The sequence below is a fragment of the Gorillibacterium terrae genome, assembly GCF_051594785.1.
Lineage (GTDB): Bacteria > Bacillota > Bacilli > Paenibacillales > NBRC-103111 > Gorillibacterium.
Genome location: NZ_JBPPGI010000001.1, coordinates 49,542 through 67,079 on the forward strand (window position 1 = coordinate 49,542; position 17,538 = coordinate 67,079).

Here is a 17,538-nt window from a genome sequence, read left to right on the forward strand (position 1 = left end):
TCTTTTTAGAACCGGCCTGACTATTTCTTGGGGGTGGCGGATGGTTTGGGTGTCGGTTTGGCCGTTGCCTTCGCGGTCGATTTCGCCGTCGCCTTGGGCGAGGGGGAAGCCGAAGGTTTGGGGCTGACGCTCGCCTTGGGGCTTGCCGACGGAGTTGCGCCGGGCGAAGCCGAAGCGGCCGGACCCTGCGGTTCCGGAGAGGAAGCTGCTTGCGAATCGGCCGAGGAGGCGGAAGTATCCCCGTTGCGCTTCAGCACCCGAACCTCCTTGCTGTAGTTCAGCGCCCATACCATCTTCGGAGAATCGGACAGCGGCAGGATGATGCCGAGAGCCGTAATCTGGTTGTCGGTCTTGGTCACCGAGTTGACCGTCACATTCTCGAACAGCAGCTTGGTCTGCCGGTTTTCCTGCTGTCCGCCGCCTGTGTTTGTTGTACCGGGCAATTCGTAGGTGTACAGCAGATCGACCTTGTCGTTGAATTGGATCGTGTCGTCAAAGACTGCAAGCGGGGCGCGCAGCTGAATTTGACGGAGTTCGCCGGTGACCAGCGTCGTGTCCACGAGCATGGAGGACGTCAGCAGATCGCCCTCTGCCACGGCGACGGCGGACCGTTTGGCCCGCAGCTCGTCTGCCGACTTCAGGAGAGACGGAAGCACGTATTTCTTCGGGACCTGCCGGGTGCCGAGCATGTCGGGGGTGATGTCCTGGCCCGCCATGATCGGTTTTTTGGCCACCATGACGGGGACCATCTCCCCCATGTTCTCCTTGGTTCTCTGCACATAACCCGAGAACAGAAACACAGCGGCCAGAGCGGCGGCCATCGAGAGAAAGAAGAAAATCAGGGCACGGCGTTTCGATTCAAACACTCTGCAAGGGCTCCTTTCCACTTAGGTAGTGGCGGAGGACCGGGACGTGGACTGCCGTGCGGCTTGGATTGTGATTCGTTATGTATGGATTCGCCCGGTTCCGCCTTTGGTTTACATGAAGACCGCTGCTCCCATCAGGGTTGCCGCCGATACGGCGATGAACGGCGCCATCGGCAACTCCCGAATCCGGCGCCAGCCCGGCTTCACCAGCCGCAGCACGAGAAGGGGCAGGGCAAACGCCGCCGCAATCAGCGTGGAGCCCGCCAGTACGGCGAGTCCCGCTTCCCAGCCAAGCGCCAGGCCGACGAGGGCAAACAGCTTGATATCGCCGCCGCCGATCTGACCGCGGGTCAAGACCGCGAGCAGGAGCGTGGTTCCTCCCAGCAAAGCGAATCCGGCAAGATAGCCTCCAATCGGCCCTCCGGCAGCCAAATGGTACAGAAGAAAATAGGCCATGCCCGGAAGCGTGAGCCAATCGGGAATTCGCCGGCTGCGCAAGTCCGTGCAGGCGGAGATTGCCAGGATGAGCAGCAGGGGGAGAAGCAGCAGCGGGGAATGGAACAGGTTGTTCTCCTCCTCTCCACGGGGTCTTTCCAGAAATTTACCCGCGAAAATCGGAAGCGAATATGAATCGATGGCCCCAATTCTGCTTGTCGGAAACTCGTTTTTTGCAGAACCGTGTCGAAAAGATTTTCAAAAAGCGGAAAAGACCTGCCATCCGCACGTCCGACGGAAGACAGGCTTTACCAGAGAATAGGGAAAAGCGGGTGGAGGCAACCGAATTTCCGGTTTAGCGATGGTGGGGCATCCATATGAGAGATTGTTAACTCCATTCATAACCAATGGCGTGATATATTTCCTATTAACCCACAGCGGAATCCGTCTGCTGGCTCGGTTCCCGGTAAATCCGGAACAGCCACACATAGAATCCGATGCTGACGGCGGCGAAGCCCAGTATGACGCTGAAGATCGCCATCGGCGGCAGCCAGCCCGAGAGGAACACGGTGAGGGGAGCGAGAAACTTGCCGAACGTGTATTGCAGGTTGTCTGCCCCCATGTACTGGCCGCGGGCATGCTCGGGGGCGTAGCGGGCGATGAAGCTTTGGCTTACGGGAGACCGGACCATCTCGCCGAAGGTGAAGACGATGGTGATGACGAACAGGTACCAGAAGTTCGAATACACCCCGACCAGGAAGGTGCCGACCCCCGACAGCAGCGAGGAGAGGATGAACACGTCGCGTTCCCGCCAGCCGTGAAACCAGTTCGTCACCGGCAGAATGAACAGAACGAACAGCAGGCCGTTAAAGCCGAGCAGCCAGCCGAAGATGGCCTTGCCGGACAGAACCGGAGCCCCGTGCCAAGGGACGATGGCCTGTGCGGGGACGTGATTGGTGATGTAGACGGCCAGGTACATGTCGAGCTGAAGGATCGGTACGAGCGAGAAGATGCCGGCGAGCGAATAGACGAGGAATACCTTGTCGCGGAAAATCACCCCGTACCCTTTCATCTGGCGGACGAAGGCCTGAACGATCGAAGAGAGCGGGAAAGCGAATGGGCCGGACGGAACCGGGTGGGCCGGCAATGCGGCCGTTCCTTCGCGGGAATCCGCGGAGACGGAGGCGGAGTTCCGACCCGCCGAAGTCGGGAGGGTTTCCCGAACGGTGAGGAAGATCGCAGAGAAGTACAGCAGCATCACGCCGGAGCAGGCCCAGAGCAGCTCCTGGCGGTACCGGAAGAACAGGACCGCTCCGATGGCGGGACCGAGCACGGCGCCGATGTTATTGGCGGTCGTGTAGGTGGCGAACACCTGGCGGCGGTGCTGAACGGGAACCAGGTCGGCCACCATGGCTGTGCTCGCCGGCCGGTAGACGGCCCCGGCCAGCCCGATGCCGATAAAGGCGGCGTAGTCCACCCAGGGCGACGGGGACAACGCGAACAAGGCAAACATGAGCGTCTGCAGGGTAGTTCCGGCCAGCATGACCGGCCTTCGGCCCAGCCGGTCGGCCATGGCGCCCCCGGCCAGGCTGCCGATCAGGCTGAACAGCGGCGGGACGGTCATCAAGAGCCCGGCGATTCCGTTGCCGAAGGCGTCTCCGAAATAGACGGTGATGAAGGGAAAGTACATCCAGAACAGCATGTTGAACAGCGCTTCGCCAAGCAGGCGGACTTTCAGATTGGCACTCCACGAACGAATCGGCACGGGTTCCTCCTTGCCCGGCCGGGCGGAATTGGCGAATGGCGGGGCCGGCGGGCATTTTTCACTATAGCCCAACGCCCCTGCAAAATATAGACTTATTCTTCGCTTTGATTTATACTAAGATTATGAAAAACGAGGCAGCCCCTCTTTGCTTGAATTGCCCCGCAAAACGAACGTATGTTCCATATAAAAACAACCGAGCGCACCGGGAAGAATTTCCGGGGCGGCTCGGTTTTCTTTTTTTGGCCAGCGTGGCCGTTCTTTAATAGATTCGATACTGACCGCTTAAGGCCAGCAGGCTGAAGAAATACAGGCAGTTGTCGTAATAGCGGCGGGGACCGGTCCGCAGGGGAGTCTCCCAGAACCGCCGGACGAAGTCCGCCGCATCCGGCCCGTCGGCCGCGAGGGAGGCCATGGCGATCGTCGCGAGCAGCCCGACCGGATGCAGGGCCGGTTCGTCGAAGGGCTTCCCGTCGACGGTATACCGGCGGTAATCGGCAGGATCGACGCCGCGGAAGAACCGCTGCAGCCGATTGGACTGCTCCACCTGCCACGGGTCGGCGCGGAACCATTCCCAGTCAAGCCCGATGTTGGCAGCTACCCGGTAGGCGTCGCTGTAGAAGTGGCGGAAATCGCCATGGGGCTGAATGGGAGCGGGGGTTCCGTCATAATTGGCGTATTCCGCAGACAGCCCGGTATCCGGATGACAGGCCAGGTGCAGATAGGCTCGGCTCGCTGCAGCCGCTTCCTTCCAAAACGGGCGGTCCGGCTCGTCCGCCCACAGCGCGAACAGCTCGTAGAAATGCGGCAGATGATAGGAAGGATCGCTGAAGGGAGCTTCCGGAACGAATTTGATCAGCTTGGTCGCAGCGTCCCACATGGGATCGCCCTCGCCTTGTTCGCCTTGGTGCAGGCAGGCGCGGAGGATGATCCTGGCTTGTTCGGCGTAATTGAACGGCTCGGGGCCGTCTCCCCACCGATGGGAGGCGAAGAACAGGGCCAGGGCGAAGAATTCTTCGCCGTCGGGAGCGGGACCGGGAGACAGCGGAGTCCCGTCCGGCTTGCAGTGCCAGGCGAAATAGTGCCGGTAGCGGCCCTCCCGGTGCTGGAGGAACGTCTTGGAAAACAGCCACAACCGGTCGAATTCGTCCTTCTTGTCCATCTGGACGGCCATCATCATGCCGTAGGACATGCCCTCGGTCCGTACGTCGAGATTGCCGGTGTCGAGCATGTACCCTTTGTCCGGGTCCATCGGATAATAGATGCGAGTGTCGGGGTCGCCGTAAAACAAGTCCGACCACGTCTTTTCAAGCTTCGAACGGATGGCGTCTTCGCCGAGGCCGAGCTCCCCGAATCGGTTTCGGTAAGGTCTTGTTTCGGACGGCGTTTGCTGCTGGGTCATCGGAAGGAACCTCCAAGTATGTCGTTTGTTCTCAGTATATCATACCGGCTCCTGTCCATATTAAAGCGTTTTCCTCCCGAAACTAAAGAGAATCCGCGCGGACCAAACCTTTCTTTTCGATTCGGAGGGAATGTGGTACGCTGTAACCGTTTATTTCATCCAAAAAGGAGCGTTCCTCTGAGATGGCGTATCGTAATCCCGTGATCTGCGGCTTTCATCCCGACCCGAGCATTTGCCGAAAGGGCGATGATTATTTTCTGGTTACCAGCTCGTTCGAATATTTTCCCGGCGTGCCGCTCTTCCACAGCAAAGACCTGGTGAATTGGCGGCAGATCGGACACTGCCTGACCCGTCGCGAACAGCTTGATCTGCGGGAGGTTCCCAGCTCCTGCGGCGTCTATGCGCCGACCATCCGGCTGCACGGCGATACCTTCTACATGACGACGACCAATGTAACCCGCGGCGGCAACTTCTACGTGAAGACGGACGATCCGTTCGGCGTGTGGTCCGACCCGGTGTTCATCGATCAGCCGGGCATCGACCCGGACCTGTTCTTCGACGAGGACGGAGCGGTCTACTACACCACCTCCTGGAGCGGTGAAGAAGGCCAAGGCGTCTATCAAAGCCGGATCGACCTCGCCACCGGCAAGCGGCTGTCCGACATCCGGCTCTTGTGGAAAGGAACCGGCGGGCAATACCCGGAAGCGCCGCACCTCTATCGCATCGGGGAGTGGTATTACCTGATGATCGCGGAAGGCGGCACCGAATACGGCCACATGGTGACCCTCGCCCGCAGCCGGAGCGCGCAGGGGCCGTTCGAGAGCTGCCCGTCCAATCCGATCCTGTCGCACCGAAGCCGGCTTGCGCCGATCCACGCGACGGGCCATGCCGATTGGGTCGAGACGCCGGACGGCAATTGGTGGATGGTCTTCCTCGGCATCCGGCCGGTCGGCTATCCGAACCGCCATCACCTCGGCCGGGAAACCTTCCTTGCCCCCGTCGCCTGGACAGAGGACGGCTGGCCGGTCGTCGGCCGCGAAGGGACCGTGGACGAGACGATGCCGTCGGAGGGCTTGCGGCTGTTGCCGAATCCGCCGTCTCCGGTCCGGGACGATTTTGACGCGGCGGCCTTGGCCCCCCACTGGACGTTCCTGCGCAACCCCGAGCCGGATAATTGGACGCTCGCCGAGCAGCCGGGAAGCCTGACGCTGTGGGGGGCGCGGGTTACCTTGAACGACGCGGCCTCGCCGGCGTTTGTCGGGCGGAGGCAGCAGCATTTCGACTGCCGCGTATCGGTCCGGTTGAGTTTCGCCCCGCAGCGGGACGGGGAAGAGGCGGGACTCGCCGTCTATATGAACGAACGCTTCCATTACGAGATTGCTTTGGTTCGGACCTTGGGCGAGCGCAAGCTGGTGTTCCGACGGAGAATCGGCAGCCTGTGGAAGGTCGAGAACGAAGCGCCTTGGACAGCGGATTCGGTCGTGCTGACGGTGAAGGCCGACCGGGAGCGCTATGCCTTCGGCTTCTCGGAGCACGAAGAAGGGTTCATCCCATTCGGCCAAGGGGAATGCGCACTCTTGGCTACCGAGGTGGCGGGCGGCTTCACCGGTGTGTTCATGGCCATGTATGCGACCGGCAACGGAGCCCGCTCCGAGTCTCCCGCCCGGTTCGAATGGTTCGACTACGAGCCTCTGGAGGAGTAGCCGATAGCGGACGGCCCTCCCTCGGTGTTCGCCGACACGGAGCTCTCCTTTCTCTCATATCGTGGAAGAATCGAAGGAGAGGAAGGGATAGGGTTGAAGAGATCGAGGGAGTGGCCGGGCGTTTCCCTGGTGGTTTGCACAAACCGGCCGGTTTTTTTTGACAATCTGCTCGCCAACTTCCGCAGACAGCGCTACCCGCGCAAGGAGCTGGTCATCGTCCTGAACAACGACCGGATGAATGTGGAGGAATACCGCCGCCGGACCCAAGGGATGTCCCAGGTGGCCGTCTATCAGGTGCCCGAGAGAATCTCGCTCGGCCAGAGCTTGAATTGCGGCATTCAGAAGACCCGCTATCCGCTTATCGCCAAGTTCGACGACGACGATTACTACTCGCCCGACTACTTGCAGGAGCAGGTCGGGGCGCTTCTGCGCACCGGCAGCGATATCGTCGGCAAGCATGCCTGCCTGGTCTACCTGGAGGGCGCGCGGCAGCTCCTGATTCGTTCTCCCCAGGAAAAGAACAAGCAGGTGGAATTCGTGCAGGGCGGCACCATCCTCTTCCGCAGGAGCGTCCTCCGTCAAGTTTGGTTCCCCGACAAGTCCGTCGGCGAAGACGTGGGTTTTCTGACGGCCTGTCGGACCAAAGGCTTCAAGACGTACGCCACCTCTCCGTACCGGTACGTCTACATCCGCCGCAAAAACAAACAGAGCCATACCTGGCGGGCGAATGACGATTTTTACCGGAACGGCAGCATCCCCCTCGCGGTGACGGACGATTACCGGGGAGTCGCCGCCTTCCGCGGATAACCTCTTCCATGCGCTTCATTCGGCGCTGCGGTGCCGCCAGGACCGGCAGCCGTCGGAAAGGCGTGCGGCAAGAGTGGGGATTCCCGTGGGCTGCATCACGTTTCATAACCGAAAAAAGCCGTTCCCCAGCCAGTGAATTTTGCGCAGGACGGCTTTTTTGGCGTGACCGCATCACTTCTGCGCGGAGACCCTGCGACCTTGGTCCAGTTCTTTTTTCGCCGAAGGTCGGTTCTGGGCCGGTGCGGGTTGCAGTAAGGTGAGAATGGGCCAGAGGGCAATCGCATGTCCGTTTAAACGGCGTTTACATAGAGGCGGTACAGTAGAGCCATCAATCGGATGGAGGGATAAGAGTGAAACAAACCCAACACAGAAAAGGCGTGCCGGATGGCGGCGTATGGGCCATCGAGGCGCGCGGGCTCGTCAAGGCGTTCGGCGGCAGCCGGGCGGTGGACGGGGTGAACCTGCAGGTGAAGCCGGGAATGATCTATGGCGTGCTCGGCCCGAACGGGGCGGGAAAGACGACGACCATCCGGATGCTCGCGACCCTGTTGAAGCCGGATGCCGGAACGGCCCGCATCTTCGGGCACGATGTGGTGAAGGAGCCGCAAGTCGTCCGTCAGTTGATCGGGGTAACCGGCCAATACGCCTCCGTGGACGAATCGCTCAGCGCCACGGAGAACCTGGTCATCTTCTCTCGGCTGCTCGGGCTCGGCCGGGCGGAAGCAAGGCAGAAAGCGGCGGAGCTGCTGGAGGAATTCGGCCTGTCCGAAGCGGCCAAGCGCCCGCTCAAACACTTCTCCGGCGGCATGCGGCGAAGGCTGGACCTGGCGGCGAGTCTGATCGCCCAACCGCCGCTCCTGTTCCTCGACGAGCCGACCACCGGGCTGGACCCGCGGACGCGCAATCAGATGTGGGAGACGATTCGCCGCCTGGTGCAGACCGGGTCCACGGTGCTGCTGACGACCCAGTACCTGGAGGAAGCGGACCAATTGGCGGACCGCATCGCGGTGATCGACCGCGGTCGGGTCGTGGCGGAGGGCACCGTCGACGACCTCAAGGCCTCGGTCGGCACCTCCTCGCTCCACCTCGCTCTCCTGCGGCCGCAGGATGCCGCCAGCGCCCGCCGAATCGTGGAGCGGGTGCTGCAAGTGCCGTCCGCCTTGTCTCCGGAGGCCGGCAGAATCGCCGCCCCGATGGGCGATGCCGATCGGGTCGCCGATCTTCTGATCGCGCTGCGGGAAGCGGGCATCCCGCTCGCCGGACTCAGCGTGCAGAAGCCGACGCTGGATGAGGTGTTCCTGACCCTCACCGGACACGGAGTGAAGGAAGAGGACTCCGAGGATACCGAGGAACCGGCATACCGAGAGGAGGCTGTGCGATGAGCAGCTCGATTCATGCCGCCGCTGCGCGGCCTTTGCGCAACCGTACGACCCTGCGCCAAGCGGTCCGCCACTCGCTGACGATGGCCTGGCGCGGGCTGCTCAAGATCCGCCGCACGCCGGAGCAATTGTTCGATGTCACGCTGCAGCCGATCCTGTTTACGCTGATGTTCACCTATATCTTCGGCGGTGCGATTTCCGGAAACGTCGGCAGTTATCTGCCGGTGATTATCCCCGGGATTCTCGTTCAGACGGTGATTACCACCTCCGTCGTAACAGGCGTTCAACTGCGCGAGGATATGGAAAAGGGCGTCTTCGACCGGTTCAAATCGCTGCCCATCGCGCGGGTGGCTCCTTTGGCCGGAGCCTTGCTCGCGGATACCGTCCGCTATACGATCGCCACGGTGCTCACCTTCGCCATGGGCTATCTCATGGGCTACCGCCCGGACGGCGGCTTGGGGCATGTCGCACTCGCCGCAGCATTGGTCATCGCCTGCTCCTGGGCGATCAGTTGGATCTTCGCTTTCTTCGGCGTCATTGCCCGCACGGCTTCCAGCGTTCAGGGGATCTCGATGATCGTGCTGTTCCCGCTCACTTTTCTCTCGAACGCCTTCGTGCCGGTAAACACCATGCCGCATTGGCTCCAATGGTTCGTGAAGGCCAACCCGATTTCCCACCTGGTCACGGCCGTCCGGGACCTGGTCAATTCCGGAACGGTCGGCAGCGATCTGGCCATCTCGCTGATCGGCGCCGCCGTCATCGTCGCGGTATTCGCTCCCATCACGGTCCGAGCATATATGCGCCGGACTTGAGCGGCCGAACGCTTAACGCCATTTATATAAAAAGCGCGTTTTTCCGAGAAAGGCCGACGCCTTCGCGGAAAACGCGCTTTTGGTTTATCCCGTTAATCATCGCCGGAGTTGGCCGATCCCGCGAACCCCCGTCTGTTCGGCCGCCGGCCGTCCGCGCAAACAGCGCTCAGCCGTCAGCCATCCGCGCAACCGGTGCTCAGCCGTCAGGCATCCGCGCAAACGGCGCTAGACCGTCAGCCGCGCCGGTCCGCAGCTTCCGACAGCCGCGCGTCGAGAACGGCAAACGCTTCGTCCAGGACTTCCCGGGGAACGTTCGCGCAGCGGTCGCCGATGCTGAATTCGAAGGAGCAGCCGGCTTCTCCCGTTTCCTTCAAGTAGGCGGTGAACGCCACGCCCGTCCGCTCCGCCGTCTCGACGAGCGCCGCTTCCGCCTCCGCCTTCGGGAGGCCGAAATGTACATGGAACATATTCGACACCGGCACGGCCGGCAGGGTCCGAACGGCCCGGCAGCCGTTAAAGCGGGCGGCCAGGTCAAGCGCCTCCCGGTAATAGCGTTCCATTCGGCCGATCCGCTCCCGGTAATAATGGCGGGCCGGGATGATGTACGGATAGAGCGCAAAAAGGTCGCCGCCGTGGCGCCGCTTCCAGATCTTCGATTCCTCGGTAAAGTCGGCCGGACCGGCGAGCATCGCTCCGGCGATCGCGCCGATGCCTTTGTAGAAGGAGACGTAGACGCTGTCGAACAGGCGGCATACCTCGGCGGCCGTGCGGCCGTAATACGGCAGCGCCTCAAACAGCCGGGCGCCGTCCAGGTGCAGCTTGATGCCGCGCTCCCGGCAGTGGGCGGAGATGACTTCCAATTCCTCGAACGGAGGAAGCTGCCCGCCGATCTCGCGCTGTGGCAGCTCCAGCAGCAGGCAAGCCACGGGGCCTTCGAGCGACTCAACGTCGGAGAGCGTGATCAGCCGGTCTGCGGAGGCGAGGAGCGTCGGCTCCAGATGGTGCAGCTCCTTTAATCCGTCTTGCTCGTGAATCTCCAAGTGGCAGAGAGGATGATAGGCGACCCGTTTCGTGCCGAGCCGGTCGGACCAGAGGCGCAGCGCAATCTGCTGCGCCATGGTGCCGCTGGGAAAAAACACGGCGGCTTCCTTGCCCAAAGCTTCGGCGATCTCCGTTTGAAAGTCCTCGATGACCGCTCCTTTGCCGTAGTTGTCCGAGAGGAGGCTGTCTTCCGTTTGGGCAAACGCTTCCTTTAACACTCCAATTTCCCGTTTGCCGTGTCCGGGTAGCGGGTAACGTGCGGCGGTAAAGGCATCCGCCAAGGCCGTGGGGGACGTCATCGTATCTCTCCTTTTCGGGTATGGGTCTTGGTGTCATTATAGCACGGGACAAAAGCGAGGGGGCCGATTAAACGGTTGAAAGAGAAGTGTCGGAGGTCCGCCCAAGCCAGGGATGGAAGTCTCCGGCTTGTTCTGGTAAGGTGATACTACTACCCGGTTATTCAAGAGAGATCGAAATAGAGAGATGGGAGATATCAACCATGAACATGAAGCGAGGCGCAAACGGGCGGAGAAGTCCCGGCGGACCCGGTCGGCAGGACGGCGGAAGCGGAAGGGGAAGCCGGATCGCCTTTATCGGCCTGCTGCTCATCGGCTTGCTCGGGATGGGAGATACGATCGTCCTCCTGACCCGTACCAACCTAAATGCGGGAACGCTGCTGCCGGGAGCGGTCGGGCTTGCGCTCGCCGTCTACGCCGTTCTGAAGCTGACGGCGTTTCGGGGCAGTCCGATTCTGGCCCATCGTCCGCTGCGCCGGACGCTAGCGGCCGGGCTCGCGTTGCTTGTGCTGTCGTTCGTTCTGGTGGAGTCGTTCATCCTGATCAATACCCGCTCCCAGGAGGAGGTTCGCACTGATTATGTGATCATCCTCGGAGCGGCGGTGAAGGGGGAGACGGTGTCCCCGCTTCTTCAGAAACGGCTGGATAAAGGCATCGAATACCTGAACCGGTTCCCGGAAGCCAAGGCGGTCGTCACCGGCGGGAAGGGCTTCGGCGAGGACATTACGGAAGCGGAGGCCATGCGAAGGTATCTGGTTTCGGCCGGCATCGGGCCGGAACGGATACTGCTCGAGGACAAGGCGACGAGCACGATGGAGAACTTCCAATTTTCCCGAGCTTTGCTGCCCGATATGGCCGGAGGCGGCAAGCCTCGGGTGATGATCGTCACGAGCGATTTTCATATGCTGCGGGCGAAGATGCTGGCGAGGCGAAACGGACTGACCGCTTACGGGATCACCTGCGGCACGCCGATCACGGTTCGGGTCAACAGCTATGCCCGGGAGTACCTCGCTTGGATCAAGTCCTATCTTCTGGACCGATAAAAGCAGTGATGAGCGGCATGTCCAACCATGGCGGGAAGGAGGGGTTCCGGTGTGAACGAAGCAAATTCGCCGACGATGATCGTCTTTCAGGGGCCGAGCGCCTCGGGAAAGACCACTTTGCAGGCCCGGCTGAACGCCCGCCGGATCGTAACCTGGACCTCGCGCTCGCCCAGGCCCGGAGAGAAGCACGGGGTCGATTATGTCTTCTCCACCCGGACGGAGATGGACGAGATGGAGCGGAGGGGTCTGTTTCTGGAAACCACCCTTTATCGGGGAGAACGTTATGGCACGACGCTCGATGCCATCCGGCAGGCGCTCGAAGCCGGCGAACTCACATCGATTATTCTCGATGCGCCCGGAGCGGCCAAGTTGAAGGCCCTCTATCCCAAACGGGTCCTGCTCGTCGGCGTGTACGCCGAGCGGGAGGATTGCCGCCGAAGGCTGGCGGAGAGAGAACTCGGGGAGGCGGATCGGCAGGCGCGGCTCTCCGGCTATGAGGAAGAAGTTCGAGCGCTGCGCCAGTGCGATCTCGCCGTCAACAATTCGGATGCTTGCGGCGGGTCGGCCTTGGCGCTTGTCGATTGCCTGCGGGCGGGGTTCGGAGCGTCGGCCGCAGGCTTGCGCGCCCGGCCCGGAGCGTCGGAGGCATCAAACGGAATGCCGGAGGCAGCCGAACCGGATTAAACGGCTGGCCCCATTCATTAGGAAAGGAATTCTTCGATTATGGCGTATCCCAAATGGTTTCGGCTGCTGTGGACGGGACAAAGCATTTCCAATCTGGCGGACAGCCTCTATATCTTGACGATCGTCACGGTGGTCTATGGGCTCACGGGGTCGGCGTTGTTCTCCTCGCTGATTCCCCTTGCCCGCGTGGCGGGGCAGCTTAGCTGCGGCCTGCTGGCTCCGCTTCTCCTGGACCGGTTCCGCCTTACCCCGCTGATCAAGCTCTCGCAGCTCTTGCAGGTGATCCTCTTCGGCGGCCTTGCGCTCTTCGCCCGGAATATGACGGAGGCGGGCATTCCCGTCGCGCTTGCGCTGGTTGCCCTGCTGTCGTTCACGGACGGGATCACCACCCCCGTCCGCAATTCGCTGATCCCGCTCTACGCCGGGAAAGAGGCGTTGCTGAAGGCGAACGGCCTGATGTCCACCACCGATCAGACGGTGCTGATGCTGGGCTGGGCCGGCGGCGGCGTAGTTGTCGCCTGGATCGGCAGCCAGGCGGCGATGGCGGGCATTCTCGGCCTGTACGCGATCTCGCTGGTGCTGACGCTGCTGCTCCGCGAGCCGGAGAGGCCGTCCGCCCCAGCCGAAGGCCCGCTCTTGTCCGACTCCCCGGCGACGGACGCTACGATCGTGGCGGCCGGGGACTCGGCGGCGGCGGAGCTTCCGGCGGAAGGGAAGGATGGCGGAACGGCGCGGCCCGCTTCCGGAGGCTGGGCCTCCATCCGCGAGGGCTGGCAAACCATTGCGCAGCATCCCACGCTCCGGCTCATCCTGACGATGGAGATCGTCGAGGGCTTGGTCGGCGCCTCCTGGATCGGCGCGCTCCTGCTCATCTACGTGAAGGAGCAGATCGGACAGGGCACCGAATGGTGGGGCTTCCTGAACGGCGGCTATTTCGCCGGAGCGATCCTCGGCGGCTTGCTGGTCGTGTCCCTGACCAAACGGCTGAACCGCAATCCCGCCGGATGGATCACCCTGGGGGCGGGAGTGATGGGGGTGCTGACCCTGTGCTTTGCCCATACGACCCTTCCTTGGCTGGCGCTCGCCATGACGGTCGTGATGGGACCGTTTCAGCAGGTGCGCGAGGTAACGCAGCGGACCGTCTTTCAGCAGGCTTGTCCGGAGCGGAAGCTGCCCAAGGTGATGAGCGCCGAGAATACGCTCAGCTACACGCTGTTCGGACTATCGGTGCTTCTGCTGTCCTGGCTGACGGACCGGCTGGGCATCGCCTTCGTCTATACGCTTACGGGGCTGTTCAGCCTCGCCGTGTGCCTGCTCGCCGGGCTAAACCGGGATAAGCTGCAGGTCCATCGTGCCGAGGAGAAGCCGCAGGCTCAGAGCTAGCCGCTCCGGAGAGCGCAAGCCAAGCCGTCCGCGGTCGGCTTCATCCCTTCGACCCTCATCCGAACGGTTGTGGGCTTCCCCCTTCCGGCGCGTCCCTCTCGATGCCTTCCTTCCGGTCCACCGCTGCGACGGCTCTACCCCCTCCGCCGATACTGGCCGGGGGCTACGCCGTAATGCTCGCGGAAGACGCGGTGGAAATACGTGTAGCTGCCGAAGCCGCACTCTTCGGCGATGACCTCCAGCGTCAGGTTAGTGCTGTCCATCAGCCGCAGGGCCATCGCCAGGCGGATTTGGCCGGCGTACTGCAGAATCGACAGGCCCTGCTGCTGCTTGAACAGATGGACGGCGCGGGTGACGCTGAGTCCCGCATGGGCGGCCACCTCCTCCAGCCGAAGCGGCCCCGCCGCATGCTCCTCGATGTAGCTCTTCATCCGCAGGGCGAGGAGAGCGGACGGGGAAGCGGAGACGGGCGACTCCGCCATGGCCCGGTCCAGCAGCAGGCAGAGCGCGGTGAACAGCGCCTCCAGAATGGCCGGGCTGCCGCCGTCCAGCCGCCGCTTTTCCAGGATGAGCTGCTGCCAAGCGCTCTGGATTCGGCCGTCGGCGGCGATGCGGGTCTTCTTCGGGCGGGGCTGCCGGTCCCACCAGTCGTCGACGCGGCTGCCCGTGCACATGACGTAATAATCCCCGCTCCGGCCGAGCGGGGATTCTTTTTCCCCGATGCGCAGATCGTAGACCTCTCCCGGACGGAAGAGCAGCAGATCGCCGGGCAGCACGCGGACGAGACGGCCGTCGATCAGAACCTCGGCCTCCCCCTCGGCCTGCAGGCGAATGACATACGTATCGAGCCCGCTGCGGAACAGATGGCGGAACGGCTGAACATGGCGCGAATACTCGCAGAGCTGAATGAAGACCCCTTCCATGGAGAACATCTCCCTTCCTTAAGTAATGGATGACCGGATCGTTGAGGTTTTCAACCATATCGTTTCTACAAGGAAAGCGCTTCTTCCTGCATAATGAGGGGGAAGCAAGAGACGAACAGGAGGCTGATTTCAATGGGCAGGGGCAACGTTCGCGTCATTCAAACTGCACAGGGCACGGAAGACCGGTTGACGGAAAAACCGGCGCTTTCCTTTGGGCCCGATCCCGAAGGGCGGGAGATGCAGGTGATCAACTTGTACGAGGATGTCGAATACCAGCGGATCGAAGGCTTCGGCGGGGCGCTGACGGAAGCCGCAGGCGTGACGCTCGCCAAGCTGGGGGAGGCCAACCGGCGGCGGGTGCTGGAGGCGTATTTTCATCCGGAGCGCGGAATTGGCTACACCTTGTGCCGCTCGCATATGCAAAGCTGCGATTTTTCGTTGGGCAACTACGCCTATGTGGAGGAAGAGGATACCGAACTGAAGAGCTTCTCGATCGCCCGCGACCGGGAGGCGGTTCTGCCGCTTATTCAAGGAGCGAAGGAGCTGGTCGGAAAAGGGTTCCGGCTGTTCTCGTCGCCCTGGAGCCCGCCCGCCTGGATGAAGACCAACGGGGAGATGAACCGCGGCGGCAAGCTAAAGCCGGAATACCGCGAAGCGTGGGCGCAGATGTTCGTGAAGTACATTCAGGCCTATGCCGAGGAGGGCATCGACATTTGGGCCGTCAGCGTCCAGAACGAAGCCAAGGCGGTGCAGACTTGGGATTCCTGCGTGTATACGGCCGAGGAAGAGAAGGATTTCGTCCGCGACCATCTGGGACCGGCGCTGGAGAAGGCGGGCTTCGGACACATCAAGATCCTGATCTGGGACCACAACAAGGAGCGGGTCTACGAGCGGGCGAAGGCCGCGTTCGAAGATTCGGAGGCGTCCAAGTACATCTGGGGCATCTGCTTCCACTGGTATTCGGGGGATCACTTCGAGGCGCTGTCGGCGGTCCAGCACCGTTTTCCGGATAAGGCGCTGTTCTTCAGCGAGGGCTGCCAGGAAGGCGGTGTTCAACTCGGCTCCTGGAAGACCGGCGAACGGTACGGGCACGATCTCCTGGGCAACCTGAACCACGGGACCTCCTGCTGGACCGACTGGAACATCCTGCTCGACGAGCAGGGCGGGCCGAATCACGTCGGCAACTACTGCGACGCTCCGATCATCGGCGATACCCTGCGGGATGAACTGGTATTCGAAAGCTCGTATTATTACATCGGCCATTTCAGCAAATACATCCGTTCCGGCGCGGTTCGCATCGGCAGCTCGCGCTACACGGACCGGCTGGAGGTTACCGCGTTCCGCAACCCCGACGGCACCTTGGCCGTGGTCGTGCTGAACCGCAGCGAGGAAGAACTGCCGTACGCGCTGCGTCTGCGGGGAGAACTGGCGGAGGGCGCCATTCCGGCGCATGCGATCCAGACGCTTCTGATCGGGTAGGCGAATCGGGGTAAAGGTTGAACCATGGGAAAAAGGGAGCCGGCGGCTCCCTTTTTTACGTTGGTGTAGGGTTTCAAGATAGCGGGGAATCGAGCGGACGGCGAACGGTGAACCGGACAGCCGAGAACCGGCAACCCGCAGCCGGCAGGCAATCCGACACCCCGCAACCCGCAATCCGCACAACCCGCAACCGGTAACCCGCAACCGGTAACCCGCAACCGGTAACCCGCAACCGGTAACCCGCAGCCGGACAATCGGCAACCCGGCATTACGCAACCCACCCGCAACCCGCAACCTGTCCGTCTCCGGCTTCACTCCTCCGGGCAGGCCTTCACCTGGATGGAAAAGGTGAACATGGTTCCGTCCTCGGGCTTGGAGGTCGCATGAATCGTACCGCCCATCAGTTCGACCAGCGTCTTGCAGATGGACAGCCCGAGTCCGGTTCCGCCGGTCTTCTTGGTCATGGAGGAATGGATCTGGGTGAAGGGCTGGAACAGATGGCCCATCTTGTCGGCCGGAATGCCGATCCCGGAATCCTCGATGATGAATTCCAGCTTCAAGCCTTCCTCCGATTCGTCCCGCTTGTAGACGTAGACCTTGACGCCCCCCGACTCGGTGAACTTAATGGCGTTGCCGATCAGGTTGTTCAGCACCTGGCGAAGCCGATCCGCGTCTCCGATGAGGCGCCGGGGAACCGTCGGGTCGATGAAGGTATCGAGGCTGAGCCCCCGCTGCCGGGCCAGCGCCCGGAACAGATCGACGGATTCGCCGAGGCAGAGGGGAAGGTCGAAGGGAGCGTGGTCCAGCTCCATTTTCCCGGCCTCCAGCTTGGAATAGTCGAGGATGTGGTTGATGACGGACAGCAGCCCGACGCCGCTCGTATGAATGATATCGGCGGCCTCCCGATTCTCCTCGTCGAGTCCCTCGGCCTCCTTCAGCATCTCCGACATGGCGAGGATGCCGTTCAGCGGCGTACGAATTTCATGCCCCATCATGGCGAGGAAGGAGGTCTTGATGCTGGAAGCGATCTCGGCGGTTTCCTTCAGGTCCTTCAGCACCCGGTTCGTTTCCTCCAGCTCCAGGGTCCGCGCTTCGAGCTGCAGCGTGCGCAGATGCAGATTCTTCTTCGCCTCGTAGAGGCGGACGAACGCTTCGATCTTGCTGCGGAGAATTTCCGGGTGGATCGGCTTGGTCATGTAGTCGATGGCGCCGGCCGAATACGCCATCATGTAATCCTCCAGCTCCGAGGTGAGAGAGGTGAGGAAGATGATCGGGATATCCTGCGATTTCTTGCGCATCTTGATCCGTTTGGCCGTCTCGAAGCCGTTCATATCCGGCATGATGACGTCCATGACAATGAGCGCCACTTCGTTTTCCAGCAGCAGCTTCAGGGCTTCCATGCCGGAGGACGCGCCGATCAGCTCGTAGGTGGTGCCCACGAGAAGTGCCTGAACGGACGTGAATTCGTCCGGCCGGTCGTCCACCAACAAGATTTTGATCGGATATTCCATCTCTTGTTTCCC

15 protein-coding genes are annotated in these 17,538 nt (G+C 61.9%); 8 read left to right on the plus strand and 7 right to left on the minus strand.

The window, feature by feature from the left end; genetic code table 11:
- Positions 1-20: 20 nt before the first annotated feature.
- The 4 genes from ACSEXS_RS00200 to ACSEXS_RS00215 form a co-directional block, all read right to left on the minus strand.
- Positions 21-866, minus strand: a complete 846-nt coding sequence (locus ACSEXS_RS00200; RefSeq protein WP_438431170.1) for an SAF domain-containing protein — start codon at positions 864-866, stop codon at positions 21-23.
- A gap of 111 nt (positions 867-977) precedes the next feature.
- The gene (locus ACSEXS_RS00205; RefSeq protein WP_438433048.1) at positions 978-1,511 is read right to left on the minus strand and encodes a prepilin peptidase; all 534 of its coding nucleotides are present in this window, start codon (positions 1,509-1,511) and stop codon (positions 978-980) included.
- Between the two features lie 217 nt (positions 1,512-1,728).
- Positions 1,729-3,066 (minus strand): MDR family MFS transporter, encoded by a 1,338-nt coding sequence (locus tag ACSEXS_RS00210; RefSeq protein WP_438431171.1) that lies wholly within the window; start codon positions 3,064-3,066, stop codon positions 1,729-1,731.
- Positions 3,067-3,325: 259 nt separating this feature from the next.
- Entirely contained in the window at positions 3,326-4,465 is a 1,140-nt protein-coding gene (locus ACSEXS_RS00215; protein WP_438431172.1) for a family 8 glycosyl hydrolase, read from the minus strand.
- A gap of 182 nt (positions 4,466-4,647) precedes the next feature.
- Between ACSEXS_RS00215 and ACSEXS_RS00220 the strand changes: the two genes are divergently transcribed.
- The 4 genes from ACSEXS_RS00220 to ACSEXS_RS00235 all read left to right on the plus strand — a co-directional run bounded on the left by ACSEXS_RS00220 (position 4,648) and on the right by ACSEXS_RS00235 (position 9,166).
- Complete coding sequence (locus tag ACSEXS_RS00220; protein WP_438431173.1) at positions 4,648-6,168, plus strand: glycoside hydrolase family 43 protein; 1,521 nt, start codon at positions 4,648-4,650, stop codon at positions 6,166-6,168.
- Positions 6,169-6,261: 93 nt separating this feature from the next.
- The gene (locus ACSEXS_RS00225) at positions 6,262-6,975 is read left to right on the plus strand and encodes a glycosyltransferase family 2 protein (protein WP_438431174.1); all 714 of its coding nucleotides are present in this window, start codon (positions 6,262-6,264) and stop codon (positions 6,973-6,975) included.
- 350 nt (positions 6,976-7,325) lie between these two features.
- Entirely contained in the window at positions 7,326-8,357 is a 1,032-nt protein-coding gene (locus ACSEXS_RS00230) for an ATP-binding cassette domain-containing protein (RefSeq protein WP_438431175.1), read from the plus strand.
- Positions 8,354-9,166 (plus strand): ABC transporter permease, encoded by an 813-nt coding sequence (locus tag ACSEXS_RS00235; protein ID WP_438431176.1) that lies wholly within the window; start codon positions 8,354-8,356, stop codon positions 9,164-9,166. The genes ACSEXS_RS00230 and ACSEXS_RS00235 overlap by 4 nt, the downstream gene beginning before the upstream one ends.
- 233 nt (positions 9,167-9,399) lie before the next feature.
- Here ACSEXS_RS00235 and ACSEXS_RS00240 read toward each other — a convergent pair whose 3' ends face one another.
- Positions 9,400-10,506, minus strand: a complete 1,107-nt coding sequence (locus ACSEXS_RS00240) for a threonine aldolase family protein (RefSeq protein WP_438431177.1) — start codon at positions 10,504-10,506, stop codon at positions 9,400-9,402.
- 200 nt (positions 10,507-10,706) lie between these two features.
- Between ACSEXS_RS00240 and ACSEXS_RS00245 the strand changes: the two genes are divergently transcribed.
- From ACSEXS_RS00245 to ACSEXS_RS00255, 3 genes are read left to right on the plus strand one after another with little or no spacing between them, the layout of a single operon-like run.
- Positions 10,707-11,546, plus strand: a complete 840-nt coding sequence (locus tag ACSEXS_RS00245; RefSeq protein ID WP_438431178.1) for a YdcF family protein — start codon at positions 10,707-10,709, stop codon at positions 11,544-11,546.
- A 51-nt stretch (positions 11,547-11,597) separates the two neighbouring features.
- Positions 11,598-12,230 carry a guanylate kinase gene (locus ACSEXS_RS00250; RefSeq protein ID WP_438431179.1) on the plus strand — a complete coding sequence of 211 codons (633 nt, stop codon included), beginning with the start codon at positions 11,598-11,600 and terminating at the stop codon, positions 12,228-12,230.
- 39 nt (positions 12,231-12,269) lie between these two features.
- Positions 12,270-13,613 carry an MFS transporter gene (locus tag ACSEXS_RS00255; protein WP_438431180.1) on the plus strand — a complete coding sequence of 448 codons (1,344 nt, stop codon included), beginning with the start codon at positions 12,270-12,272 and terminating at the stop codon, positions 13,611-13,613.
- Positions 13,614-13,747: 134 nt separating this feature from the next.
- On the opposite strand, the gene ACSEXS_RS00260 is transcribed toward ACSEXS_RS00255, so the two are convergent.
- Positions 13,748-14,536: an AraC family transcriptional regulator gene (locus ACSEXS_RS00260; RefSeq protein WP_438431181.1), complete on the minus strand. Its 789-nt coding sequence runs from the start codon at positions 14,534-14,536 to the stop codon at positions 13,748-13,750.
- A gap of 132 nt (positions 14,537-14,668) precedes the next feature.
- Between ACSEXS_RS00260 and ACSEXS_RS00265 the strand changes: the two genes are divergently transcribed.
- Positions 14,669-16,015 (plus strand): glycoside hydrolase family 30 protein, encoded by a 1,347-nt coding sequence (locus ACSEXS_RS00265; protein ID WP_438431182.1) that lies wholly within the window; start codon positions 14,669-14,671, stop codon positions 16,013-16,015.
- A gap of 311 nt (positions 16,016-16,326) precedes the next feature.
- Here ACSEXS_RS00265 and ACSEXS_RS00270 read toward each other — a convergent pair whose 3' ends face one another.
- Complete coding sequence (locus ACSEXS_RS00270) at positions 16,327-17,526, minus strand: ATP-binding response regulator (RefSeq protein ID WP_438431183.1); 1,200 nt, start codon at positions 17,524-17,526, stop codon at positions 16,327-16,329.
- Positions 17,527-17,538: the final 12 nt, after the last annotated feature.

Bases quoted from the DNA above. Each gene is read 5' to 3' on its own strand.
- ACSEXS_RS00245 (WP_438431178.1), top strand. From the start codon at position 10,707: ATGAACATGAAGCGAGGCGCAAACGGGCGGAGAAGTCCCGGCGGACCC.
- ACSEXS_RS00270 (WP_438431183.1), bottom strand. From the start codon at position 17,526: ATGGAATATCCGATCAAAATCTTGTTGGTGGACGACCGGCCGGACGAA.
- ACSEXS_RS00220 (WP_438431173.1), top strand. From the start codon at position 4,648: ATGGCGTATCGTAATCCCGTGATCTGCGGCTTTCATCCCGACCCGAGC.
- ACSEXS_RS00255 (WP_438431180.1), top strand. From the start codon at position 12,270: ATGGCGTATCCCAAATGGTTTCGGCTGCTGTGGACGGGACAAAGCATT.
- ACSEXS_RS00265 (WP_438431182.1), top strand. From the start codon at position 14,669: ATGGGCAGGGGCAACGTTCGCGTCATTCAAACTGCACAGGGCACGGAA.
- ACSEXS_RS00260 (WP_438431181.1), bottom strand. From the start codon at position 14,536: ATGGAAGGGGTCTTCATTCAGCTCTGCGAGTATTCGCGCCATGTTCAG.
- ACSEXS_RS00235 (WP_438431176.1), top strand. From the start codon at position 8,354: ATGAGCAGCTCGATTCATGCCGCCGCTGCGCGGCCTTTGCGCAACCGT.
- ACSEXS_RS00215 (WP_438431172.1), bottom strand. From the start codon at position 4,465: ATGACCCAGCAGCAAACGCCGTCCGAAACAAGACCTTACCGAAACCGA.
- ACSEXS_RS00240 (WP_438431177.1), bottom strand. From the start codon at position 10,506: ATGACGTCCCCCACGGCCTTGGCGGATGCCTTTACCGCCGCACGTTAC.